The organism is Rhizobium sp. PP-F2F-G48 (assembly GCF_004342335.1).
In the GTDB taxonomy this organism is placed as follows: Bacteria; Pseudomonadota; Alphaproteobacteria; order Rhizobiales; family Rhizobiaceae; genus Ferranicluibacter.
On the sequence record NZ_SLVH01000004.1, the window covers coordinates 276,464 to 298,630 of the forward strand.

A 22,167-nucleotide genomic window follows, 5' to 3' on the forward strand; every position below is an offset into this window, starting at 1 on the left:
TGCCGACAAGGCGGGCTGGCGGCTTTGGGCGAAAGCGCTGGAACCTTGCAGTCAGGCTTGAAAACTGCTATTTCGCCGGTCATGGAATCCAAGTTCGGATGTCGCGCGCAGAATGTCGTCGTGCTGCAGGATCACAAGCGCCTGCCGGCACGCTTTTACGCGCGTGTTTCCGGGGCGCTCAACAGCCGACTTCGATAGATCCTTCAGGGGCTTTTGCTCCGGCTTTTGAAGCCTGATCCGACCGGCCGCCGCGCCGGATTTTCCAACTTCTTCTTTCCAATGGATGACACGCCATGAGCGCACCACGGACCCTCTATGACAAGATCTGGGACGACCACGTCGTCGATCAGCAGGAGGACGGCACCTGTCTTCTCTATATCGACCGCCACCTCGTTCATGAAGTGACGAGCCCGCAGGCGTTCGAAGGCCTGCGCCTGACCAACCGTCAGGTGCGCGCGCCGCAGAAGACGCTCGCCGTCGTCGATCACAACGTTCCCACATCGCCGGATCGCCATCTCGGCATCAAGAACGAGGAAAGCCGCATCCAGGTGGAAGCGCTGGCCCAGAACGCAGCCGATTTCGGCGTCGAATATTATTCGGCCTCCGACAAGCGCCAGGGCATCGTGCACATTGTCGGGCCGGAACAGGGTTTCACCCTGCCGGGCATGACGATCGTCTGCGGCGACAGCCACACCTCCACGCATGGTGCTTTCGGTGCGCTGGCCCACGGCATCGGCACGTCGGAGGTCGAGCACGTGCTCGCCACGCAGACGCTGATCCAGAAGAAGGCCAAGAACATGCTGGTGCGCGTCGACGGGCAGTTGCCCGAAGGCGTGACGGCGAAGGACATCATCCTCGCGATCATCGGCGAGATCGGCACGGCCGGCGGCACGGGGCACGTCATCGAATTTGCGGGCGAAGCCATTCGCGCGCTGTCGATGGAAGGCCGCATGACCATCTGCAACATGACGATCGAAGGCGGCGCCCGCGCCGGCCTCATCGCGCCGGACGAGAAGACGTTCGACTATATCAAGGGCAAGCCGCGTGCGCCGCAGGGCGAAGCGCTGGAGCAGGCGATCGCCTACTGGAAGACCTTGAACACCGAGGAAGGCGCGCATTTCGATCGTGTCGTGGTGCTCGACGCTGCGGAACTGCCGCCGATCGTCTCCTGGGGCTCCTCTCCGGAAGACGTCATTTCGGTTCAAGGCGTCGTTCCCAATCCGGACGAGATCCAGGACGAGAACAAGCGTGCCTCCAAGTGGCGCGCGCTCGACTATATGGGCCTGAAGCCGGGCACGAAGATCACCGACATCGCGGTCGATCGCGTGTTCATCGGCTCCTGCACGAATGGCCGCATCGAGGACCTGCGCGAAGTCGCCAAGGTCGTCGAGGGCAAGACGGTGGCGTCGACGGTCTCCGCGATGATCGTGCCGGGTTCGGGCCTCGTCAAGGAACAGGCGGAAGCCGAAGGCCTCGACGTCATCTTCAAGGCGGCCGGCTTCGACTGGCGCGAGCCGGGCTGCTCCATGTGCCTGGCCATGAACGACGACCGGCTGAAGCCGGGCGAGCGTTGCGCCTCGACCTCCAACCGCAACTTCGAAGGCCGCCAGGGCTTCAAGGGCCGCACGCATCTGGTCTCCCCGGCCATGGCGGCAGCTGCAGCCGTTGAAGGTCATTTCGTCGATATCCGCACTTGGCAGTAGATCAGAACGGGCAGTAAGTCGGAACGGGCAGTAAACCGGAACGCGCAGTAAGCCGGGCCGTTCCGCCGTTCACGACATGAAAAAGCGCCGCTTCCGGTCTCCGGAGGCGGCGCTTCTCTTTGTCCGGCAGGGATCAGCGCAGGACGGTGAGCGTGAAGCCCTGTTTGCGGAGGAGTTCGACCACGCCTTCCGGCCCCGGCAGGTGCAGGGCGCCGACCGCCATGAAGACGTTGCCGGCGTCGAGGCTCGGACCGGCGCGGGTGGCCATGACATGGTTGCGATCGGTGACGATGCGCTGTTCGAAGGCAATTGATTGCTGTTCGGAGTCGCTGTCCTCGACGGTTTGCGAAGCGGCCTTCAGCATGGGCATGATGGTTGCGATGCGGCCCTCAAGATAAAGATCCGTGGTGGTCTCCATGGCATCCTCGACGAGCGAGCCCAGTTTGAGCGTCTCGACCAGAGCCGAAATATGAAAGGCGATCGGCAGGCCGTCGATTGCGCGGATCTGCTCGACGATGGTTTCCAGACCCTTGAGCGTCTTGCCCTGCGACACTGCGTCCTGCGCCAGTTTCTGGTCGAGAAAGCGCGCGCCACCGGCTTTCCGGCTCAGTTCGCAAGGCGGCAGGGAGACGAAGCTTGCGATCATCCACGGCTTCATGCGGGCGACGGTGGGCAAAGGCAGACCGCGGGCTTTCAGGCCCTCGGTCAGGATCACTTTCTGGTCGGCATCGAGATAGGTTTCGATCGTGCTGCCATCGGTGAACATGGTGAGGCTCGGGTCCGAAAGCAGCGCAATCCGGGCCTTCGTCTCGTCGAGAACCTCGTCGGATTCGACGATGACGGTGGCGGCACCTGCAAAGGCGTCCGGCGCACCCTCCGGCATGGCGAGCACGCGCGGGTCGGTGACGTGCATGGTGCCCAGGAGATAGGACGCGGGAATGCCCGGCTTCTCGATCTTCCAGAACTTGCCCATCCCGTTGACCACGCGCGCGGCCTCGGCCTCGACGCTCTTGACGCGGGCCGGATCGGTTGTTGCCCAGCCTTCGAGAAGGTTGACCCCCTTACAGGCTACCTCTTCGGCATGGGCGCGGCCGATCGTGACAAACCCGGCGACGAGCGCGGCCAGCAGCAGGACGGGCAGGAGGGCCGCGAGAGAAACGAGGCTGTCGAGCAGGAAACGGCCAAGAGGCGCGGAAGGGGGGCGGGTCGTCGGGGTCGTGGCTCGCACGGGTCGTCCTTTTCTTGGCGGTCGCAGGCGTCGCCTCAGGCGCGGGGATGAGCGCGGTCGTAGATGTCGAGCAGGCGGGCGGAATCGACGCCGGTGTAGATCTGGGTGGTGGAGAGGCTCGCATGACCGAGCAGTTCCTGGATGGTGCGCAGATCGCCGCCGCCGGCCAGCAGATGGGTGGCGAAGGAGTGCCGCAAGGCATGGGGCGTTGCCGTGTCGGGCAGGCCGAGCGCGCCGCGCAGGCGCTGCATCTCGCGCTGGATGATCGCCGGCTGCAGAACGCCACCCTTGGCGCCGCGGAAGATCAGGTCGTTGCCCTCGGCGGCATAGGGGCACAATGCGAGATAGCGGTTCACGGCATCGAGCGCCGGTGCGATCAGCGGCACGATGCGGGTCTTGCCGCCCTTGCCGGTGACGCGCAGCGCGCGCGGCGTGCCCGCGACATCGTCGGCGGTGAGGCCGAGCGCTTCGGAAATGCGCAGGCCGCAGCCGTAGAGCAGCGTCAGAACCGCCTCGTTGCGCGCGGCGATCCAGGGCTCCTCGCTCAGCTGCGCGTCGCTCGCCACCACGGCCAGCGCGTCGGTGTCGGTCAGCGGCTTCGGCAGCGATTTCGGCTGTTTCGGCGAGCGAACCGCGCCGGCGCCGGCGGCGTTGACCAGTCCCTTGCGCTCCAGGTGGCGCAGGAAGGAGCGCAGGCCGGCAAGGCCGCGGCCAAGGGTGCGGGCGCCCGCGCCGTCCCGGCGTCGGGTGGCGAGGAAACCGCGCAGGTCGCCTGGCCGCAGCGCCTTGATGTCCGAGAGTTTCGGCGGGCCGGCGAGATGTCCGGTGAGGAAGGCGAGGAATTGTCGTGTGTCGCGCTCATAGGCTTCGATCGTGTTGTCCGCCAGCCGTCGCTCGTTCGCCAGCGCCTTCAGCCACGCTTCCCGCTCGGCCATCAGCACGGCATCGCCGATTACCAGAAACTCGTTCATGTCAAACCTGTCGCCTGCCCTGTCGGCATCAAGTCTGGGCGCACAGGTCTTGCCGAATTGCTAACATCCCCTTGGAATCCGTCATCGCTCAATCATATTCTTTTGCGATAGCTATGCGAGGCGCGGCGGCGGGACGATCATGACAAGACGAGGTTCGGCAGGCGGTCTCACTGGTTTCGCGGAAGCGGTGTCGCTCGTCTCGCACGGCCAGCCCGGCCATATCGTGGACACGCTGATTGCCGAACGCGGGCAGCGGATCGTCCATCACCCGCTCTGGCCCGTCATGCGGCCGGCGCTGTACACGCTCCTCAACTACCGCAAGGCGCTCGAATTTGCCAACGGCGTCGCCAATCTGCCCGGCTTCCAGGCCTTTCAATATCTGAGCGACACGCTGTCGCTGAACATTCGCGTGGCGCATGAGGAGCGGATTCCGTGGACCGGCGGGTTTCTCCTCGTCAGCAACCACCCGACCGGTATTGCCGACGGCGTGGCGGTGTTCGACCTTCTCAAAACCCGCCGGCCGGACATGATGTTCTTTGCCAATCGCGATGCGATCCGGGTCAATCCACGCTTCGTCGAGATGGTCATTCCGGTCGAATGGCGCGACGAGCACAAGAGCAAGCTCAAGGCACGCGAAACGCTGCAGGTGACGAACCGCGCGATCGCGGAAGGAAAGGCGACCGTCCTGTTTCCCTCCGGCCGCATCGCCTACTGGGCGGACGGCCGGCTGAACGAGCGGCCCTGGAAGACCTCCGTCGTCGGCTTTGCCCGCAAGCACAACCTCGCCATCCTCCCAGTCCACATGCAGGCCCGCAATTCCGGCTTGTTCTACTGGCTGGCGAAGTGGTCGACCGAGCTGCGCGACATGACCGTGTTCCACGAGCTGCTCAACAAGAAGGGCAATGTCTTCGACATGACCGTCGGCCATCTCATTCCGCCGGAGGCGCTGGACGGAGATACGGCCGAGGTCACCCAAGCCCTGGAGCAGCATACGGTGACCGATCTCGCACGCAATGGCGATGCGGTGTTCGAGCCGATCGTCTGCCAGCCAAAGCCGGCCGGTTGCAACCGTCTCACGGTTTGATCAGGCCGCCGTGGTAATCGAGCCTGTAGACCTCGTTCTCGCCGACGTGGATCCGCTCAATGCCGATAAAGCTCTCCAGGTTCGCGGTGCTCCGATCTGTGTAATCGTAGATGCCCGAGCGATGGTCATATTCTCCGAGGAAACGCCCGGTCCGGTACAGCGCCGATAACGCGTCGCGGATAACGGTGCCGGCTACGACCGCGTCGATGAGGTCGGGCAAAGGACACGGCCATAATAGTTCATGGCCCATACCGGCTCACCCTTCCACCAGACGACCTCCTGTCCGAGGAAATCCGTCCCGCCGAAATAGCTGTCGAGATAGCGCCATGCTCCGCGTTCATACGCGATATCGTGGGAGGCCGGGCGGCATGCGGCAGATGGCACATTGTCGCCGACATAGGTTTTCGATTTGGCTTCCACTATAAAATCGAGCAATGCATCCATGATAGCGCCCTTGAACATAAAGTGAACAAAATGGACTGTATGACAAACGCCCTATCCTTCAAGTGAAATTTCTGGGAGACGCACGGGCATTCTCAGAGGCGCCGGGCGTGGCGGGAGCAAGGGCTGCGGCTCTTTTCTTTCCGGTCTCGGGCGGGCAAGGTCAAACGCAATGACGGCCGATTCGATTGATCTGTTCGGGGACGAGGCGCGCCCGCACGCGCCGGGCAGGGTCGTGCCGGTTCTGGTGCCCATGCCCGCCGACAAGGCCTATTCCTATCTGGTGCCGGAGGGCATGGCGGTTCAGCCGGGGTCGATCGTGCAGGTGCCGCTCGGACCGCGACAGGTCGCGGGCGTCGTCTGGGACGCGATCGACGGGCCGGCCGTCGATCCGAAGAAGCTGAAAGCTATCACGCAGGTCTTCGACTGCCCGCCGCTTTCAAAAGATATGCGCGCCTTTCTCGATTGGGTCGCAGCCTACACGCTGTCGCCGCCCGGGCTGGTCGCGCGCATGGCGCTGCGCGTACCGACCGCGTTCGAGCCCGAGCCGATGGTGGAGGGGCTGCGGCTGACCGACCGGCGGCCGGACCGGATGACGCCGGCGCGCATGCGCGTGGTGGACATGGCGGCCGACGGTCAGTTCTGGACGCGCTCGGGCCTTGCCCATGCCGCCGGTGTCTCGGCCAGCGTCGTGGAAGGGCTGCGCTCCCAGGGCGTGTTCGAGACCACTTTCATGCCGCCGCCGCCGGTGGTGGCCGCGCCGGATGCGGATTATGCCGTGACCGACCTGGAGGAGATCCAGCGCGAGGCGGCGGACACGCTGATCGCCTCGGCCGCGCAGAAGGTGTTCTCCGTCTCGCTGATCGACGGCGTCACCGGGTCCGGCAAGACGGAGGTCTATTTCGAGGCGATCGCCGAGACGCTGCGGCAGGGCCGGCAGGTGCTGATCCTGCTGCCGGAAATCGCCCTGACGGCCGCGTTTCTCGATCGGTTCGAAAAGCGCTTCGGCGCAAAGCCGGCCGAATGGCATTCGGATCTCGCACCCCGCACCCGCGAAAAGGTGTGGCGGCAGGTGTGCGAGGGCGGCGTGCGCGTGGTGGCCGGCGCGCGCTCGGCGCTGTTTCTGCCGTTCGAGGATCTCGGCCTCATCATCGTCGATGAAGAGCACGACCCCGCCTACAAGCAGGAAGACCGCGTGTTCTACAATGCGCGCGACATGGCCGTCGTGCGGGCAAGGCTCGGCGATTTCCCGGTCGTGCTCGTGTCGGCGACGCCGTCGGTGGAAAGTCGCGTCAATGGCGCGGTCGGGCGCTACCGGCCGATCCATCTGCGCAGCCGTTTCGGCGCGGCGGCGATGCCCGATCTCGGGCTGATCGACATGCGCCGGCATCCGCCGGAACGCGGCGGCTTCCTGTCGCCGGTGCTTCTCTCGGCTATCGGCAAGGCGGTGGAGAAGGGCGAGCAGGCGCTTCTCTTCCTCAACCGGCGAGGCTATGCGCCGCTGACGCTCTGCCGCGTCTGCGGGCACCGTTTCCAGTGCCCCAATTGTTCGAGCTGGCTCGTGGAGCACCGGTTCCGCAGCCAGATCCAGTGCCATCATTGCGGCTATGCCGAGCGGACGCCGGAGGCCTGCCCGGATTGCGGCACGCTCGATCATCTCGTCGCCTGCGGGCCGGGCGTCGAGCGGATCGCCGAGGAGGTGGACCGGCATTTTCCGGACGCGCGCACCATCGTGCTCTCCTCCGACCTGATGGGCGTGAAGCGTCTGCGGCTGGAACTCGAGGCCATCGCCAAGGGCGAGGCGGATATCGTCGTCGGCACGCAGCTCGTCGCCAAAGGGCACAATTTCCCGATGATGACCTGCGTCGGGATCGTCGATGCGGATATCGGGCTTGCCAATGGCGATCCCCGCGCGGCCGAGCGGACCTTCCAGCTTCTGAGCCAGGTGACCGGCCGCGCCGGGCGAACCGGCCTGAAGAGCCGCGGGCTGCTGCAGACCTACCAGCCGCAGCATCCGGTGATGCAGGCGATCGTGTCGGGCGATGCCGAGGCCTTCTACGCGCGCGAGATCGGTGAACGGGAACGGGCGGTGCTGCCGCCGTTCGGGCGGCTTGCCTCCGTCATCGTCTCGGCCGATACGCGTGTCGACGCCGAGACGCATGCGCGCGGCCTGCGCCAGGCGGCGCCCCAGGTCTCCGGCATCACCGTGCTCGGGCCGGCCGAAGCGGCGCTGGCGCTCGTTCGCGGCCGGCACCGCTTCCGGCTTCTCGTCCATGGGCGGCGCAACAGCGACATGCAGGCCTTCATGCGGGCGATGATCGCGGCCGGGCCGAAGGTGCGCGGCTCGGTGGCCGTGCAGCTCGATATCGATCCGCAAAGTTTCCTTTGAGGCCTCACCCGCGCGATTCCCTTTCGCGCGCACATGCACTAGATCATGTCAGGCCGGCCTCCTGCCGGATGACGACAGGCGCATGGGATCGCGGCGATGGATCTGTATATACCGACGGAGACCGGCGAGTTCCTCGCCTTCCTCAGTGCCGTGGCGACCTGTGTCATGGGTCTGTTTTTCCTGTTCGCGCCGGGCCTCTCGTTCCGGGCGATGGGGCTCGCTCTGAAAGACGGCCGGCGCGGCGGCTATGCGGAGGCGCGCTCGACGCTCGGCGGCTTTCCGCTCGGTCTCGGCCTTGCCGCGATCGTGCTGGCCCAGCCGATGGTGTACCTCGCGCTCGGTTCGGCCTTTGCTCTGGCTGCTTTCGGACGCATTCTGTCCATGCTGTCGGACCAAGGTAACACGGTCGTGAACTGGCTCCTGGTTCTCGTGCAGATGGTGCTGGCAATCCTGCCGCTGGCCTATGTTTTCGGCTTCTTATAGAGCGCGGCCTGCCAATTACACCTCGCCGAGGTCATCACACTCCTGCTTTTGGGCAGAATTTGGCCCGAGGATCACGCAATCGCTCTCCTCGCGTGTTGCGAGTCCACTTTTCCTATGCTAGACGAACCCCGACTTCGTGGGGGAGCCGGGCCTGTCAGGCCAGGATGTCCTTGAGGATATAGCAACAAATTCAAAGTGTTCGGTTTTCGGGTTCTCCGAAGATCGCTCTTGGATCGCAGCAAGAGAAGCGCGCCCGTGGCAAATACGTCCGACCTGATTTCCGGTGTTGCAGAAAGATACGCGTCGTCGCTTTTCGATCTCGCGCAGGAAGCCGGCTCGGTGGATGCCGTGCAGGGCGATCTCGATCGCTTCCAGGCGATGATCGACGAGAGCGCCGATCTCAAGCGCCTCATTCTCAGCCCCGTCTTTTCGGCTGACGACCAGTTCAAGGCGATCTCCGCGATCGTCGCCAAGGCCGGCCTCACCGGTCTCGTCGGCAACTTCCTCAAGGTCGTCGCCCGCAACCGCCGTCTCTTCGCCGTCCCGGGCATCGTCCGGTCGTACCGCGAGACGGCCGCCCGCCATCGTGGCGAAGTTTCCGCCGAGGTCACCTCGGCCCATGCGCTGAGCGATCAGCAGCAGACTGAATTGAAGGCGGCGCTCAAGGGCGTCACCGGCAAAGAGGTGGCGATCAACGTCACCGTCGATCCGTCTATTCTCGGTGGTTTGATCGTCAAGGTCGGGTCCCGCCAAATTGACACTTCCCTTCGCACAAAGCTCTCGAGCCTTAAGCTTGCACTGAAAGAGGTCGGCTGATGGATATCCGCGCCGCGGAAATTTCCGCAATTCTCAAAGATCAGATCAAAAACTTCGGCCAGGAGGCTGAGGTCTCCGAAGTCGGCCAGGTTCTGTCCGTCGGTGACGGCATCGCCCGCGTCTACGGTCTCGACAACGTCCAGGCGGGCGAAATGGTCGAGTTCCCCGGCGGCGTGCGCGGCATGGCGCTCAACCTTGAAGCCGACAATGTCGGCGTCGTCATCTTCGGCTCGGACCGGGCCATCAAGGAAGGCGACACCGTCAAGCGCACCGGCGCCATCGTGGACGTTCCGGTCGGCCCCGAACTCCTCGGCCGCGTGGTCGATGCTCTCGGCAATCCGATCGACGGCAAGGGCCCGATCAACGCGTCGCGCCGCTCGCGCGTCGACGTCAAGGCGCCCGGCATCATTCCGCGCAAGTCGGTGCATGAGCCGATGTCGACCGGCCTCAAGGCCATCGACGCCCTCATCCCCGTCGGCCGCGGCCAGCGCGAGCTCGTCATCGGCGACCGCCAGACCGGCAAGACCGCGATCATTCTCGATGCGATCCTGAACCAGAAGGCCATTCACGACAACGGCCCGGAAAGCGAAAAGCTTTTCTGCGTCTACGTCGCCATCGGCCAGAAGCGTTCGACCGTTGCCCAGTTCGTCAAGGTGCTCGAAGAGCGCGGCGCGCTGCAGTATTCGATCATCGTTGCCGCAACGGCTTCCGATCCGGCTCCGATGCAGTATCTCGCACCGTTCGCCGGCTGCGCGATGGGCGAATATTTCCGCGACAACGGCATGCACGCGCTGATCGGCTATGACGATCTGTCCAAGCAGGCCGTATCCTACCGCCAGATGTCGCTGCTTCTGCGCCGTCCGCCGGGCCGCGAAGCCTATCCGGGCGACGTCTTCTACCTGCATTCGCGCCTTCTCGAGCGCGCTGCCAAGCTGTCCGACGAAAAGGGCGCCGGTTCGCTGACCGCTCTGCCCGTCATCGAGACGCAGGGCAACGACGTTTCGGCGTTCATTCCGACCAACGTGATCTCGATCACCGACGGCCAGATCTTCCTCGAAACCGACCTGTTCTACCAGGGCATCCGCCCCGCCGTGAACGTCGGTCTCTCGGTCTCGCGCGTCGGCTCCGCCGCGCAGGTCAAGGCGATGAAGCAGGTTGCCGGCTCGATCAAGGGCGAGCTTGCGCAGTACCGCGAAATGGCGGCCTTCGCACAGTTCGGCTCGGATCTCGATGCCTCGACCCAGCGCCTTCTCAACCGCGGCGCACGCCTGACCGAACTTCTGAAGCAGCCGCAGTTCTCGCCGCTGAAGACGGAAGAACAGGTTGCGGTGATCTTTGCCGGCGTCAACGGCTACCTCGACAAGATCCCCGTCAACAAGGTCGGTCCGTTCGAACAGGGTCTGCTGTCCTACATGCGCTCCGAAGGGAAGGGCGTGCTCGACACGATCCGCACCGAAAAGGCCATTTCGGACGACACCAAGGCCAAGCTCAAGGCGTCCATCGACGCTTTCGCAAAGACCTTCTCCTGATCGCCTGCTGAAAGACGCACCCGCAGACGCTACCTAGGACGGATACTGGATGCCTTCTCTTAAGGATCTGAAGAACCGGATCGCCTCCGTCAAGGCGACGCAGAAGATCACCAAGGCGATGAAGATGGTCGCCGCGGCGAAGCTTCGGCGTGCGCAGGAGGCGGCCGAGGCCGCCCGGCCGTACTCGCAGCGGATGAGCATCGTCCTGTCGAACATCGCCCAGGCGGTCGGCACCGACGATTCGGCGCCGCTGCTGATGACGGGTACCGGGCGCGACAAGACGCATCTGCTCGTCGTCTGCACGGCGGAACGCGGTCTCTGCGGCGGCTTCAACAGCCAGATCGCGCGTTTTGCGCGCGATCACATCCGCAAGCTGCTGGCCGAAGGCAAGACGGTCAAGATCATCTGCGTCGGCAAGAAGGGTTACGACATCCTTCGTCGCGAGTTCGCCTCGCTGATCATCGACCGGGTCGATCTGCGCGAAGTCAAGAAGATCGGCTTCGAAAATGCCGACCAGATCGGCAAGAAGGTCATCGGCCTGTTCGACAAGGGCGAGTTCGACGTCTGCACCCTGTTCTACTCCGAATTCAAATCGGTGATCAGCCAGGTTCCAACGGCGCTGCAGCTCATCCCGGCCGCGGTTCCTGCAGCGGCATCGACCGACACCGGTTCTGCCGCCATCTATGAATACGAGCCGGACGCAGGCGAGATCCTGAGCGACCTCATTCCGCGCAATATTTCGGTCCAGGTGTTCCGGGCGCTGCTCGAGAACGTCGCGGGCGAGATGGGCGCGAAGATGAGCGCGATGGACAATGCCACGCGCAATGCCGGCGAGATGATCAACAAGCTGACGCTGAGCTACAACCGCCAGCGCCAGGCCCAGATCACCAAGGAACTCATCGAGATCATTTCGGGCGCGGAAGCGCTCTAAGGTTAGGACAAGAGGGTAAGAACATGGCTGATACAGCGACCCCGAACTACATCGCAGCGACGACCGCTGCCGTCGGCCGCGTCACGCAGGTTATCGGCGCCGTCGTCGACGTTGCTTTCGAAGAAGGCCAGCTGCCTTCGATCCTGAACGCGCTCGAAACCGACAATAACGGTTCGCGCCTGGTTCTCGAAGTGGCCCAGCACCTCGGCGAGAACGCCGTTCGCACCATCGCCATGGACTCGACCGAAGGTCTCGTCCGCGGCCAGAAGGTGACCGACACCGGCGCGCCGATCACGGTCCCCGTCGGCCTGGAAACGCTCGGCCGCATCATGAACGTCATCGGCGAGCCGGTCGACGAAGCCGGTCCGCTGGTCACGTCCGGCAAGCGCTCCATCCACCAGGAAGCGCCGTCCTACGTCGAACAGTCGACGGAAGCGCAGATCCTCGTCACCGGCATCAAGGTCGTCGACCTGCTCGCACCCTACGCACGCGGCGGTAAGATCGGCCTGTTCGGCGGCGCTGGCGTCGGCAAGACGGTTCTGATCATGGAACTGATCAACAACGTCGCCAAGGCGCATGGCGGTTACTCGGTGTTTGCCGGCGTCGGCGAGCGCACCCGCGAAGGCAACGACCTCTATCACGAAATGATCGAGTCGGGCGTGAACAAGCATGGCGGCGGCGAAGGCTCCAAGGCCGCGCTCGTCTATGGCCAGATGAACGAACCGCCGGGCGCCCGCGCTCGCGTCGCTCTGACGGGTCTGACGATCGCCGAACAGTTCCGCGACGAAGGCCAGGACGTTCTGTTCTTCGTGGACAACATCTTCCGCTTCACGCAGGCCGGCTCCGAAGTGTCCGCTCTGCTCGGCCGTATCCCGTCGGCCGTCGGTTATCAGCCGACGCTTGCGACCGACATGGGCCAGATGCAGGAACGCATCACGACAACGACCAAGGGCTCGATCACCTCGGTTCAGGCCATCTACGTCCCCGCCGACGACTTGACCGACCCGGCACCGGCTACCTCGTTCGCTCACCTCGATGCAACGACGGTTCTGTCGCGTTCGATCGCCGAAAAGGGCATCTACCCGGCCGTGGATCCGCTCGACTCGACCTCGCGCATGCTCGATCCGATGGTTGTCGGCGAAGAGCACTACGAAGTCGCCCGTAAGGTCCAGACGACCCTGCAGCGCTACAAGTCGCTTCAGGACATCATCGCCATCCTGGGCATGGACGAACTGTCGGAAGACGACAAGCTGTCGGTCGCCCGCGCCCGCAAGATCGAGCGCTTCCTGTCGCAGCCCTTCTTCGTGGCCGAAGTCTTCACCGGTTCGCCGGGCAAGCTGGTGGCTCTCGAAGACACGATCAAGGGCTTCAAGGGCCTCGTCAACGGCGAATACGATCATCTCCCAGAAGCGGCCTTCTACATGGTCGGCTCCATGGAAGAAGCTGTCGAGAAGGCCAAGCGCCTGGCTGCCGAAGCCGCTTAAATAGCAAAGGCGGCGCGTCCTGGACGCGCCGTCGCTCTGCCTGTATGAGGTGGAGCGAGAGGTCAGGGACCCGCAGGGCCGTTTACCGGCGTCCGCGTCACAAGAAGCGAAAATCATGGCTGATTTCAAACTCGAGCTCGTTTCCCCGGAGCGTCTGCTGCTGTCCGAGCAGGTGAGCGAAGTGGTCATTCCGGCAACGGAAGGCGAGATGACCGTCATGGCCAATCACGCACCGACCATGACGACGATCAAGCCGGGCATCATCACCGTGAAGACGGTTGGGGGCCAGACGAACCGTTACGTCGTCTTCGGCGGCTTTGCCGACATCCTTCCCACCGGCTGCACGGTTCTCGCCGAATCTGCAGTGCCGGTCAGCGAGTTCGACGCCACACTGGTCGAGCGCCGGATCGAGGCGGCCCGCGCCGAACTCGAACAGCCGCACCATGGCGACGAGCATCGCACGAAAATCGAGAATTTCCTCTCCGAGCTGACGCAGCTCAACGAAACGGTCTCGGGCTGATCGAGACGCGCAAAAACCGGCTTCGGCCGGTTTTTTTGTGTCCTGTTCCAGGCTGCCTGCTCAAGGCTGAGGCGCGCTTATGCTTGAGTTGAGAGGTCGCGGGCCGTTGGTGCGTTAACAGCATCTTACCTCTCCTAAAGTATGTCGATGCAACGGCGCTTGCAGCGTGCACAATAGGCAACGGGCGTCGGCTGCGACGGCGCCGTTGCAGTCCGAAGGCTTGCGAGCCTTAAGCGAAGGGAAGGAACAGGCATGTCGGCAAAGATCGTCCCCGTCATCATGGCGGGGGGCAAGGGAACCCGGCTCTGGCCTCTCTCCCGGTCGACGGCGCCGAAGCAGTTCCTGCAGTTTCTCAGCGATCGGTCGCTGTTTCAGAAGACGCTTGAGCGGGTCTCCGATCCGGAGCTCTACGCGCCCGCCGTCATCGTCACCAATGCCGAGTTCCGCTTCATGGTTGCCGAGCAGGCTCACGCCGTCGGCGCGCGTCTGGCGTCCATCCTGCTGGAGCCGGTGGCGCGTAATACGGCGCCGGCGCTGGCGGCTGCGGCCTTCGTCGTCGCGCGGGAGCATGGCGACGAGGCGATCATTCAGGTTCTCGCGTCCGATCACGAGATCGAGGCAAACGAGACCTATCGCGATTGCATTCGCCTTGCCCGGGATACGGCGGCGTCCGGCATGCTGGTGACCTTCGGGATCACGCCGACGGAACCCGCGACCGGCTATGGTTATATCGAGACCGGTGACGCGCTTGCGGGCGGGGCCCGGACAGTTGCGCGCTTCGTCGAGAAGCCGAACCGGGAGACGGCGGAGGCGCTTCTGGAAACGGGGCGTTATCTCTGGAATTCGGGCATGTTCATGCTGCCGATCCGGCTGTTCCTGGCCGATCTCGCCCGGTTCGAGCCGGAGGTGCATGCCTGCGCTTTGGCCGCCGTCGAGGCGGCGCGGCGCGATCTCGATTTCGAGCGTCTGGATAAGACGGCGTTTTCGAAGGCGCCCGATATCTCGGTGGACTATGCCGTGTTCGAGCGCACGGCGCACGCGGCCGTCGTTCCCTCCTCCTTCCCATGGTCGGATCTCGGAAGCTGGGACTCGGTCTGGGCCGTCGGCCAGAAGGATGCGGCGGGAAACGTCGTCGGCCAGAAGGCGAGCGTGTCGGACACGCGCAATTCGCTCGTCCTGTCGCGAGACATTCATCTGTCCGTGCACGGACTTGACGATATCGCCGTCATCGCGAGCGAGGATGCGGTCTATGTCGGCCGTCTCGCCGACAGCCAGAATGTCGGGCAGATCGTCAAGGCGCTGGCGCGTTCGGAGGCAACGCGGAAGCTGACGGAGGTTCATCCCACGTCCTATAAACCGTGGGGCTCCGTCGCCTCGGTTCTCAGCGGCGATCGTTTCGAGGTCAAGCGTCTCTCGATCGCGCCGGGCCGCAAGATCTCGCTGCAGAAACATTTCCACCGCGCGGAGCACTGGGTGGTCGTGAAGGGGACGGCGGAGGTCACGCTGGGCGATGAGACGCGGTTGCTGAACGAAAATGAGTCCATCTACGTGCCGCAGGGCATCACACATCGTCTGGCCAATCCGGGCAAGATCCCGCTGGAGCTGATCGAGGTCCAGACGGGATCGTATCTGTCGGACGACGACACCGTGCGTCTCGACGACGAGTTCGGCCGGCTCTAAGGCCGGCCGCAGGGGTCAGCCGGCCAGCTTCTCGGTGAAGCGGCTGTCGGCGTAATGACGGCCGAAGCGGTTTGCAAGGAAAGCGTCAAGGCGGATATCTTCCTGGCGAACGAAGCCATGGTCCGGCAGATGTCCGGCCGCGAGCATGTCGAGGACGGCGCAGATGCTGGCGGCGGTCGTGATCTGGATGGCGCTCATCATTCGGCCGGCAACGACGCCGCTATAGATCTTGTTCGCATAGGTTTCCTGCACCAGACGCCCGTCGCGCTGGCCGGAGACGGTGACGAACACGATGACCACATCCTGCGTCGTGGCGGGCAGGGCATTTTCCAGAATATCCTTCAGCACCTCGCGGCGGTGGCGCAGGCCGAGATCGTTCAGCAGCGCCTTCATGATCGCGGCATGGCCGGGATAGCGGATCGTCCGGTAGTTCAGGGTGCGGACGCGACCGGCAAGGCTCTCGCACAGCGTGCCGAGGCCGCCGGAGGTGTTGAAGGCCTCATAGGTCACGCCGTCGAGCGAGAATTCCTCACGCTCTTCCAGCGCCGGAACCGCGGTCAGCCGACCCTCGACGATGGCTTCGCAGGGCTCGATGTATTCGTTGATGACGCCATCCGTGCTCCAGGTCAGATTGTAGTTGAGTGCGTTGGACGGATATTGCGGCAGGGCTCCGACGCGCATGCGCACGCTGTCGAGGCTATCGAAGCGGGCTGCGAGATCCTGCGCGACGATGGAGATGAAGCCCGGGGCAAGGCCGCATTGCGGAATGAAGGCGCTGCTTGCCGTTTCTGCCAGCGCCTTCACCTGGCGCGTCGATTCGACATCCTCGGTCAAGTCCAGGTAGTGCACGCCGCAGCGTGCGGCGGAGGCGGCGATCTCGACCGTGAGGTGGAAGGGCGCGGCGCTGAGCACGGCGAAGGCGCCGGTCAGCAGGGCATCCATCGCGGTGGCATCGGCGATATCGACGGTTTTCACGGACAGGGCGGCATGGGTGCCGAGGCGCGCCAATTGCTCGTCGCTGCGGTCCGCGACGATAACGGCATAATCGCCCGAGGTTGCGAGCAGGTGTGCGATGGTGGCGCCGATCTTGCCGGCGCCGATGACGACGATGGTCTTCATGCTGTTCCCCTTCTTGATTGGTGGAAAGCATGCACCGGAACAGGGTTGTCCAGAAGCGCCGATCCGTGCAAAAAGAAGGGCAGAATTCGGCACTTCGCCGATGAGGCTGAGCGAAATGACGATATCCGATGGCGACCGCGCGCTTCTGGCCTTGCTGGGCGAAAACGCGCGCATGCCGACGGCGATGCTGGCGCGCAAGCTCGGCCTGTCGCGCACGACCGTTCAGGCGCGGCTGGAACGGCTGGAGCGGGACGGGGTGATCGCGGGGTATGGCGTGCGCCTCTCCAGCGACTACGAGCGTGGGCTCGTTCGGGCGCATATCCTCATCACGCTCGCGGCCCGGGCGCTGCCGCGCGTCACGCGCGATCTCGAGGCGATGCAGGCCGTTCGCATCGTGCATTCCGTCAGCGGCAGCTTCGACCTGATCGCCATCGTCGAGGCGGCGTCGATCAGCGCGCTCGATCTGGTCATCGACCGGATCGGGACGATCGAAGGCGTGGAAAAGACATTGTCGTCGATCGTGCTGTCGACGCGGATCAGCCGCTGACTATAGTCGCGCTGTCGCGCATAGACATATGAACAGACACGCATGAAAAAGCCGCGCCCCTTGCGGGACGCGGCTTCAGGCATGTCGATACGGCAGACCTTATTTGGCGGTCTTGGCGCGCTCGATCGATTCGACGATCAGCTGGCGGGCGATGGTGGCGTCCTTCCAACCGAAGATCTTGACCCACTTGCCGGGCTCCAGATCCTTGTAGTGCTCGAAGAAGTGTTCGATCTGCTGCAGGGTGATTTCCGGCAGGTCGGTATATTCCTTGACCTTGTCGTAACGCTTGGTCAGGTGGGCGCTCGGCACGGCGATGATCTTTTCGTCCTTGCCGGAATTGTCTTCCATCATCATCACGCCGATCGGGCGGACGTTGATGACACAGCCGGGAACGAGCGGGCGCGTGCTGGCGATCAGGACGTCGATCGGATCGCCGTCATCCGACAGCGTGTGCGGCACGAAGCCGTAATTGCCCGGATAGGTCATGGGTGTGTAGAGGAAGCGGTCGACGACGAGCGTGCCGGCTTCCTTGTCCATCTCGTACTTGATCGGATGGCCACCAACGGGAACCTCCACGATGACGTTGATGTCTTCCGGCGGGTTCTTTCCGATCGAGATAGCGTCAATACGCATGAAGCCTCCATGCTCCTGAAGTGGGACTGACGTCCGATAAAGCCAAACCTGCCGTTGTGCAATATCAGCGGCGACTTGAAGCGGTCATTTGTCAGCAAAGAGGTTAAAGAGCGTCCGTTTATCGTGCTGGAGCGGCGCCGGGAAGGCTCCGCCTCAGTTCCAGACGTGGCCGATCTTCTTCAGGCTCTTGCCGCCGAAATCCTCCATGCCCTCGCAGATGTCGTTGCCCCCGGCATTTCGGAAAAAGCGGTCGGCCTGGGTGCAGTCCTCCAGGCACCAGACGACGAGGCCGCGGCAGCCGAGCGATTTCAGCAGGCTGCTCGCCTCGCCGAAGAGGATGCGGCCAAGGCCGATGCCCTGATATTCCGGCCGGAAGTAGATCTCGTAGATCTCGCCTTCCTGTGGCAGCGCGCGGGCGCGGGAGAGACCGAGCGTGGCATAGCCGGCGATGACGCCGGCCACCTCGATGACGAGAAGCGTGGAGGGCCCGCCGGTCGCCTTGCGCCACCAGCTCGCATTGCGTCGGTCGATCATCTCGTTCAACGGGCGATGCGGAATGAGACCGGAATAGGTGTGAAGCCAGGAAAGACGATGGACCTCCGAGATCTCGGCTGCCTCACGCGCCATGCCGGGACGCACTTCAATGGACAATGTCTTCATGGTGCGCGCGTTGACCCTGGCCGCTTCGTCTGATGTGCCGCGGCATCATGCCCGACAGCTGCAAAATTAACGGTATTTTAACCAGGTCGGCAAGCGCGAATTTACGCCGCCCACGGGAACCCGCGTCACGTTTCCAGTCGCAATGGGGTTCGAGACGGCTGATAGCCGCACCATTGGATGCGTCGAGATCCCAAAAGATCACAAAATGGCCGCCACGATTCACATCGTCGCCTGGCTGCGGAACTTTTGCGAAAGACAGGCGTTATGAAACGTCCGATCGAATGGCCGCGCGCCGGATCGGGCCCAGATCAAACCGGTGTCCATCTATTTGGCGTCGTCTCATACAACGGAATTAGGGCGTCTCGATTGCAGGTCAAGTGTTTCGCCTCTGCAATGCCGTCTCCTAACAGCCCAGCCCGGAGGCACGGTCACGTGCCCGTCATGGAGTAGCCGATGAAAAATCTTTCTGCAGACAGGCGCATGATCAAGATTGCCATGGCGGCTCCCTATCTGGAGCGGGGCGAGGAGCAGCTACTGGCGCAGGCCTGGAAGGATAACCAGGATCAGGACGCCCGCAACAAGATCGCCATGGCGCATATGCGTCTCGTGATTTCCATGGCTGCAAAATTCCGGCATTTCGGTCTGCCGATGGGCGATCTGGTTCAGGAAGGTCATATCGGTCTTCTTGAGGCCGCCGCCCGTTTCGAACCCAGCCGCGACGTCCGCTTCTCGACCTACGCCACCTGGTGGATCCGCGCGTCCATGCAGGATTACGTGCTGCGCAACTGGTCGATCGTGCGCGGTGGTACGTCCTCGGCGCAGAAGGCGCTGTTCTTCAATCTGCGGCGTCTGCGCGCCAAGCTCGCTCAGGGCAACAGCCAGCTGACGGCACGCGCCGTGCATGAGGAAATCGCTTCGGCCCTCGGCGTCAGCCTTGCCGATGTCCAGACCATGGATGCCCGCCTTTCCGGTAGCGATTCCTCGCTTCAGGCACCGATCTCCTCCGGCGATTCGGACAGTGGCGAGCGTCTCGACCTTCTCGCCTGTGCCGCTCCCCTGCCGGACGAGCAGGTCACCGACATGATCGATCAGGAACGCCGCAAGAACTGGCTCGGCCATGCGCTGGAGCAGTTGAACGATCGCGAAATGAAGATCATCCGCGCGCGTCGGCTTTCCGAAGACAGCGCGACGCTCGAGGAACTCGGTGCGGATCTCGGCATCTCCAAGGAGCGCGTCCGCCAGATCGAGACACGGGCGCTCGAAAAGCTGAAGGTTGCCCTCGTCGCCCAGGCGCCGGAACTGGCGCTGACGGCCCACTGAGAAACCCCGTTCCAGTACACACGAAGAGGCCCGCCGCATTGGCGGGTTTTTCGTATGGGACGGCTCTCGTCTGATGCGAGCCGCGTGGCCTATTCCGAAATGATCTTGATGCGGTCGCCCGGCTTGACGGTCGAGGTGATCTGCAAAGCGTTGATCAGACGGAAGAGGTCGAGCTTGCGGTCGGTGCCCATCATCCGGGCCGACAGGGTCGTAAGCGTATCGCCCGGGGCCACCGTGATGACGCGGATGCGCAGCGGCTTGAGGGCTGCGGCCTCCTGCGGGCTCATGCGACGGAAGGAATTGCGCAGCACGTCGGCCGTCGGCTCCAGCGACGGCATGCCCTTGGGCACGGCGGTCAGGAAGCGATAGATCTGGGTGTCGATGCGCAGCACCGTCACGTCGAAATCCCAGCGATCGGCGGAGGCGCGAGCGGTCGCGGCCTCCAGGCCATTGATCGTGATGGCGTGGATCGTGTCGGGCTGCAGGCCGGTGACCCAGCCGCTCGCAATATAGTCCGTCAGGCTGCGGCGCTGGGTATCGGCCACGCCGTCGAAGCGAATGGCAATTTCGCCGGGGCCCGTCGCCAGAACGGCCTCGGCCTTGTTGTCGATCTGGAAGCCTGCGGGAACGTCGAAGCGGATGCCGAGCTTGCCGTGCAGGAATGTCTGGCCGCGGACATAGCCCTCCTGCGGGCTGTCGCCATAGAGCAGGCCGTCGATGCCATCGAGGAAATAGTCGCGGCCGCGGTCGCCGGTCGTCCCGTCGGGGCCGAAGGCGCGGGCGTGGCGCCGGGCGAGTTCCACGCGCTGCGGCGCGTTCGGATGGCTCGACAGGAAGTCCATGCTCTGGTCGTTTTCCGGATCGACGGAGGAGAACCGGCTATAGGCGGCCATCGCATCGAGGAAGCGGGCCGCAGCATAAGGATCGTAGCCGGCTTCGCCGAGCATGCGCACGCCGATCACGTCGGCCTGAAGTTCCTGGTTCCGCGAGAAGGCCGCGAGGCGCAGCTTGCCGCGCGCCAGCGCCTGCTTGCCGGCGAGATCGCTCGAGAGAACCTCCGAGACCACGCGGCTGGCGATGACTTCGGCTTCCTCGCGCTGCTGGCGCTGGATGCCATGATTGGCGGTGACGTGCGCCATCTCGTGGGAGAGGACGGCTGCGACCTCCGAGGCGTCGTCGGCGAGCGCCAGAAGGCCGCGCGTGACGTAGAGATAGCCGCCGGGCAAGGCGAAGGCGTTGATGGCGGGCGAGTTCAGCAGCGTGATGCGATAGGACTGGTTGGGGTTTTCCGAGACCGCGGTCAAGGCGCCGGTGATCCGGGCGACCAGCCGTTCGGTCTTCTCGTCCTTGTACTCGCCGCCATAGCTGGCGACGATGCGGGGATGTTCGCGGGCGCCCATCGCGGCGCGGGGATCGTTCTTCTGGACTTCATCGACGATCTGGGGCGTGGCGGACGGGGAAACGCTCGGCTCATAGCTCTGCTCGATCGCGCTCTGGCAACCGGCAAGCGTCAGCAGAGCGAGACCGGCCACGGACGCGCGCAGGGTGCCTGCAATGCCACGGGTCGACAGGTGTCCGCCGTTCCGCTCGTTCCGCTCTTTCACCGTCATGCCTCAGCCCATGTTCGCGTCCGGCGGCGTGCCGCACGCTGCTCTTGACGGCAGTTCCGGCAGAGCCGCCCTACATCCTTGGATACGTGCAATCGCTCCGTTTCCCAGAGCCCGATCTAGCCTATTCGGGGGCCTCGTGCCTACTGCATAATTCCGCAAAGCGGATCGGTTTTGCGGAAAAGAGGCGCCAGGCCGGTCCTGTCCCTCATCGGTGCCGGGGTCCGTCTGTCCCGTCCGTGCGGGTGCCACAGGCGGACGGTCAAATTGTGGCAGGTGTCCTCAGGAGGCTTGGGAACGGGCGCCGAGGAAGCGGACGACGGCCTCCGGTCCGGTCCGCTTCAGGAACGTTTCGGCCGCCTCGTTGAGGGCGACCTTGCCATCGTCGAGAAACAGAACGCGATCGGCGAGGCGGCGGACATCGTCCGCGTGGTGGGTGACGAGGAGGATTGTGCTCGCCTCCTTCTTCTGCAAGGCCGCAAGCAGATCGCCCATTTCGTGCCGCAGCGCGGGGTCGAGCGCCGCAAAGGGCTCGTCCAGCAGAAGAAGGGGGCGCCGGCGCACCAGCGCGCGGGCAAGGGCCACACGCTGGCGCTCGCCGCCCGACAGCGTCGGCGGAAGGCGTCGTTCAAATCCGGTCAGGCCGACATCGTCAAGGGCGCGTTCGATCCGTGCGCGATCGTCCGGGGTCAGCTTCAGCGAGGGGCTGATGCCGAGGCCGACATTGGTCGCGATATCGAGATGGGCGAAGAGATTGTGCTCCTGGAAGATGAAGGAGGCCGGGCGAAGCGCGGGAGGCACATCGGTCGCAGGCCTGCCGAAAATGCTGATCCGGCCCGCATCCGGCGTCTCGAAACCGGCGATCAGATTGAGCAGCGTCGATTTCCCGGAGCCGGAGGCGCCGGCGATCGCGGTGATCTTTCCGCTTTCGATCGCGGCATCGAAGAGGAGCGTTCGCGGGGCGGGATGCGCGGGGAAGCGGACCATGACCTGTTCGAGACGGACGGCGATCGGGGTCGGCT

Annotated in this window: 20 protein-coding genes and 1 pseudogene; 12 read left to right on the forward strand and 9 right to left on the reverse strand. The window is 64.1% G+C overall.

All coding sequences use genetic code 11. The features are described from left to right. Positions 1 to 51 precede the first annotated feature (51 nt). Positions 52 to 306, reverse strand: a complete 255-nt coding sequence (locus tag C8J36_RS24930; protein WP_165915035.1) for a hypothetical protein — start codon at positions 304 to 306, stop codon at positions 52 to 54. Here C8J36_RS24930 and leuC point away from each other — a divergent pair. Further along, complete coding sequence (gene leuC / locus C8J36_RS12515; RefSeq protein WP_132535313.1) at positions 294 to 1,703, forward strand: 3-isopropylmalate dehydratase large subunit; 1,410 nt, start codon at positions 294 to 296, stop codon at positions 1,701 to 1,703. The two genes, C8J36_RS24930 and leuC, sit on opposite strands and share 13 nt — an antisense overlap. A 133-nt stretch (positions 1,704 to 1,836) precedes the next feature. Here the strand turns inward: leuC and C8J36_RS12520 are convergent, their stop codons facing one another. Together C8J36_RS12520 and C8J36_RS12525 are read right to left on the reverse strand one after the other, a co-directional pair. After that, positions 1,837 to 2,931, reverse strand: coding sequence for a TraB/GumN family protein (locus tag C8J36_RS12520; RefSeq protein ID WP_245506541.1), 1,095 nt, complete (start codon positions 2,929 to 2,931; stop codon positions 1,837 to 1,839). 35 nt (positions 2,932 to 2,966) lie between these two features. Continuing rightward, entirely contained in the window at positions 2,967 to 3,902 is a 936-nt protein-coding gene (locus tag C8J36_RS12525; RefSeq protein ID WP_132535315.1) for a tyrosine recombinase XerC, read from the reverse strand. Between the two features lie 139 nt (positions 3,903 to 4,041). Between C8J36_RS12525 and C8J36_RS12530 the strand changes: the two genes are divergently transcribed. Continuing rightward, positions 4,042 to 4,986, forward strand: a complete 945-nt coding sequence (locus C8J36_RS12530; RefSeq protein ID WP_132535317.1) for a 1-acyl-sn-glycerol-3-phosphate acyltransferase — start codon at positions 4,042 to 4,044, stop codon at positions 4,984 to 4,986. On the opposite strand, the pseudogene C8J36_RS12535 reads toward C8J36_RS12530, so the two are convergent. Continuing rightward, positions 4,976 to 5,448 (reverse strand): annotated as a pseudogene (locus tag C8J36_RS12535) (DUF5680 domain-containing protein). The gene C8J36_RS12530 and the pseudogene C8J36_RS12535 sit on opposite strands and share 11 nt — an antisense overlap. Before the next feature lie 151 nt (positions 5,449 to 5,599). Here C8J36_RS12535 and C8J36_RS12540 point away from each other — a divergent pair. The 8 genes from C8J36_RS12540 to C8J36_RS12575 all read left to right on the forward strand — a co-directional run bounded on the left by C8J36_RS12540 (position 5,600) and on the right by C8J36_RS12575 (position 15,259). Beyond that, positions 5,600 to 7,816, forward strand: coding sequence for a primosomal protein N' (locus C8J36_RS12540; protein ID WP_132535319.1), 2,217 nt, complete (start codon positions 5,600 to 5,602; stop codon positions 7,814 to 7,816). A gap of 96 nt (positions 7,817 to 7,912) precedes the next feature. Next, positions 7,913 to 8,299, forward strand: coding sequence for a DUF4345 domain-containing protein (locus tag C8J36_RS12545; RefSeq protein ID WP_132535321.1), 387 nt, complete (start codon positions 7,913 to 7,915; stop codon positions 8,297 to 8,299). Positions 8,300 to 8,554: 255 nt separating this feature from the next. After that, positions 8,555 to 9,115 carry a F0F1 ATP synthase subunit delta gene (locus C8J36_RS12550; RefSeq protein ID WP_062596407.1) on the forward strand — a complete coding sequence of 187 codons (561 nt, stop codon included), beginning with the start codon at positions 8,555 to 8,557 and terminating at the stop codon, positions 9,113 to 9,115. Next, positions 9,115 to 10,644 (forward strand): F0F1 ATP synthase subunit alpha, encoded by a 1,530-nt coding sequence (atpA, locus tag C8J36_RS12555; protein ID WP_062596309.1) that lies wholly within the window; start codon positions 9,115 to 9,117, stop codon positions 10,642 to 10,644. The genes C8J36_RS12550 and atpA overlap by 1 nt, the downstream gene beginning before the upstream one ends. Positions 10,645 to 10,693: 49 nt before the next feature. Continuing rightward, complete coding sequence (locus tag C8J36_RS12560) at positions 10,694 to 11,575, forward strand: F0F1 ATP synthase subunit gamma (protein WP_132535323.1); 882 nt, start codon at positions 10,694 to 10,696, stop codon at positions 11,573 to 11,575. A 23-nt stretch (positions 11,576 to 11,598) separates the two neighbouring features. Next, on the forward strand, positions 11,599 to 13,059 hold the full coding sequence (atpD, locus tag C8J36_RS12565; protein ID WP_062596307.1) for a F0F1 ATP synthase subunit beta: 1,461 nt from the start codon (positions 11,599 to 11,601) through the stop codon (positions 13,057 to 13,059). Positions 13,060 to 13,174: 115 nt separating this feature from the next. Next, positions 13,175 to 13,579: a F0F1 ATP synthase subunit epsilon gene (locus C8J36_RS12570; RefSeq protein ID WP_062596306.1), complete on the forward strand. Its 405-nt coding sequence runs from the start codon at positions 13,175 to 13,177 to the stop codon at positions 13,577 to 13,579. A 252-nt stretch (positions 13,580 to 13,831) separates the two neighbouring features. Beyond that, complete coding sequence (locus tag C8J36_RS12575; protein WP_132535324.1) at positions 13,832 to 15,259, forward strand: mannose-1-phosphate guanylyltransferase/mannose-6-phosphate isomerase; 1,428 nt, start codon at positions 13,832 to 13,834, stop codon at positions 15,257 to 15,259. Positions 15,260 to 15,274: 15 nt separating this feature from the next. Here the strand turns inward: C8J36_RS12575 and C8J36_RS12580 are convergent, their stop codons facing one another. Continuing rightward, positions 15,275 to 16,378, reverse strand: a complete 1,104-nt coding sequence (locus tag C8J36_RS12580) for a saccharopine dehydrogenase family protein (RefSeq protein ID WP_132535326.1) — start codon at positions 16,376 to 16,378, stop codon at positions 15,275 to 15,277. A gap of 115 nt (positions 16,379 to 16,493) precedes the next feature. Between C8J36_RS12580 and C8J36_RS12585 the strand changes: the two genes are divergently transcribed. Continuing rightward, complete coding sequence (locus tag C8J36_RS12585; protein ID WP_062596406.1) at positions 16,494 to 16,925, forward strand: Lrp/AsnC family transcriptional regulator; 432 nt, start codon at positions 16,494 to 16,496, stop codon at positions 16,923 to 16,925. Positions 16,926 to 17,024: 99 nt separating this feature from the next. On the opposite strand, the gene ppa is transcribed toward C8J36_RS12585, so the two are convergent. Further along, on the reverse strand, positions 17,025 to 17,558 hold the full coding sequence (gene ppa / locus C8J36_RS12590) for an inorganic diphosphatase (protein ID WP_062596303.1): 534 nt from the start codon (positions 17,556 to 17,558) through the stop codon (positions 17,025 to 17,027). Between the two features lie 153 nt (positions 17,559 to 17,711). Beyond that, positions 17,712 to 18,218 carry a GNAT family N-acetyltransferase gene (locus tag C8J36_RS12595; protein ID WP_132535328.1) on the reverse strand — a complete coding sequence of 169 codons (507 nt, stop codon included), beginning with the start codon at positions 18,216 to 18,218 and terminating at the stop codon, positions 17,712 to 17,714. Positions 18,219 to 18,671: 453 nt separating this feature from the next. On the opposite strand from C8J36_RS12595, the gene C8J36_RS12600 reads away from it, so the two are divergent. Further along, complete coding sequence (locus C8J36_RS12600) at positions 18,672 to 19,538, forward strand: RNA polymerase factor sigma-32 (RefSeq protein WP_062477793.1); 867 nt, start codon at positions 18,672 to 18,674, stop codon at positions 19,536 to 19,538. 89 nt (positions 19,539 to 19,627) lie between these two features. Here the strand turns inward: C8J36_RS12600 and C8J36_RS12605 are convergent, their stop codons facing one another. Beyond that, complete coding sequence (locus C8J36_RS12605; protein ID WP_132535330.1) at positions 19,628 to 21,148, reverse strand: M48 family metalloprotease; 1,521 nt, start codon at positions 21,146 to 21,148, stop codon at positions 19,628 to 19,630. Between the two features lie 279 nt (positions 21,149 to 21,427). Beyond that, the gene (locus tag C8J36_RS12610; RefSeq protein ID WP_132535464.1) at positions 21,428 to 22,132 is read right to left on the reverse strand and encodes an ATP-binding cassette domain-containing protein; all 705 of its coding nucleotides are present in this window, start codon (positions 22,130 to 22,132) and stop codon (positions 21,428 to 21,430) included. Between the last annotated feature and the right edge of the window lie 35 nt (positions 22,133 to 22,167).

What these genes read in the sequence shown, in the direction of transcription:
- C8J36_RS12525 (WP_132535315.1), bottom strand. Translation starts at nt 3,902, where the DNA reads ATGAACGAGTTTCTGGTAATCGGCGATGCCGTGCTGATGGCCGAGCGG.
- C8J36_RS12575 (WP_132535324.1), top strand. Translation starts at nt 13,832, where the DNA reads ATGTCGGCAAAGATCGTCCCCGTCATCATGGCGGGGGGCAAGGGAACC.
- C8J36_RS12560 (WP_132535323.1), top strand. Translation starts at nt 10,694, where the DNA reads ATGCCTTCTCTTAAGGATCTGAAGAACCGGATCGCCTCCGTCAAGGCG.
- ppa (WP_062596303.1), bottom strand. Translation starts at nt 17,558, where the DNA reads ATGCGTATTGACGCTATCTCGATCGGAAAGAACCCGCCGGAAGACATC.
- C8J36_RS12545 (WP_132535321.1), top strand. Translation starts at nt 7,913, where the DNA reads ATGGATCTGTATATACCGACGGAGACCGGCGAGTTCCTCGCCTTCCTC.
- C8J36_RS12595 (WP_132535328.1), bottom strand. Translation starts at nt 18,218, where the DNA reads ATGAAGACATTGTCCATTGAAGTGCGTCCCGGCATGGCGCGTGAGGCA.
- C8J36_RS12540 (WP_132535319.1), top strand. Translation starts at nt 5,600, where the DNA reads ATGACGGCCGATTCGATTGATCTGTTCGGGGACGAGGCGCGCCCGCAC.
- leuC (WP_132535313.1), top strand. Translation starts at nt 294, where the DNA reads ATGAGCGCACCACGGACCCTCTATGACAAGATCTGGGACGACCACGTC.
- C8J36_RS12605 (WP_132535330.1), bottom strand. Translation starts at nt 21,148, where the DNA reads ATGACGGTGAAAGAGCGGAACGAGCGGAACGGCGGACACCTGTCGACC.
- atpA (WP_062596309.1), top strand. Translation starts at nt 9,115, where the DNA reads ATGGATATCCGCGCCGCGGAAATTTCCGCAATTCTCAAAGATCAGATC.
- C8J36_RS12585 (WP_062596406.1), top strand. Translation starts at nt 16,494, where the DNA reads ATGACGATATCCGATGGCGACCGCGCGCTTCTGGCCTTGCTGGGCGAA.
- C8J36_RS12570 (WP_062596306.1), top strand. Translation starts at nt 13,175, where the DNA reads ATGGCTGATTTCAAACTCGAGCTCGTTTCCCCGGAGCGTCTGCTGCTG.
- C8J36_RS12530 (WP_132535317.1), top strand. Translation starts at nt 4,042, where the DNA reads ATGACAAGACGAGGTTCGGCAGGCGGTCTCACTGGTTTCGCGGAAGCG.
- C8J36_RS12580 (WP_132535326.1), bottom strand. Translation starts at nt 16,378, where the DNA reads ATGAAGACCATCGTCGTCATCGGCGCCGGCAAGATCGGCGCCACCATC.
- C8J36_RS12600 (WP_062477793.1), top strand. Translation starts at nt 18,672, where the DNA reads ATGAAAAATCTTTCTGCAGACAGGCGCATGATCAAGATTGCCATGGCG.
- atpD (WP_062596307.1), top strand. Translation starts at nt 11,599, where the DNA reads ATGGCTGATACAGCGACCCCGAACTACATCGCAGCGACGACCGCTGCC.
- C8J36_RS12610 (WP_132535464.1), bottom strand. Translation starts at nt 22,132, where the DNA reads ATGGTCCGCTTCCCCGCGCATCCCGCCCCGCGAACGCTCCTCTTCGAT.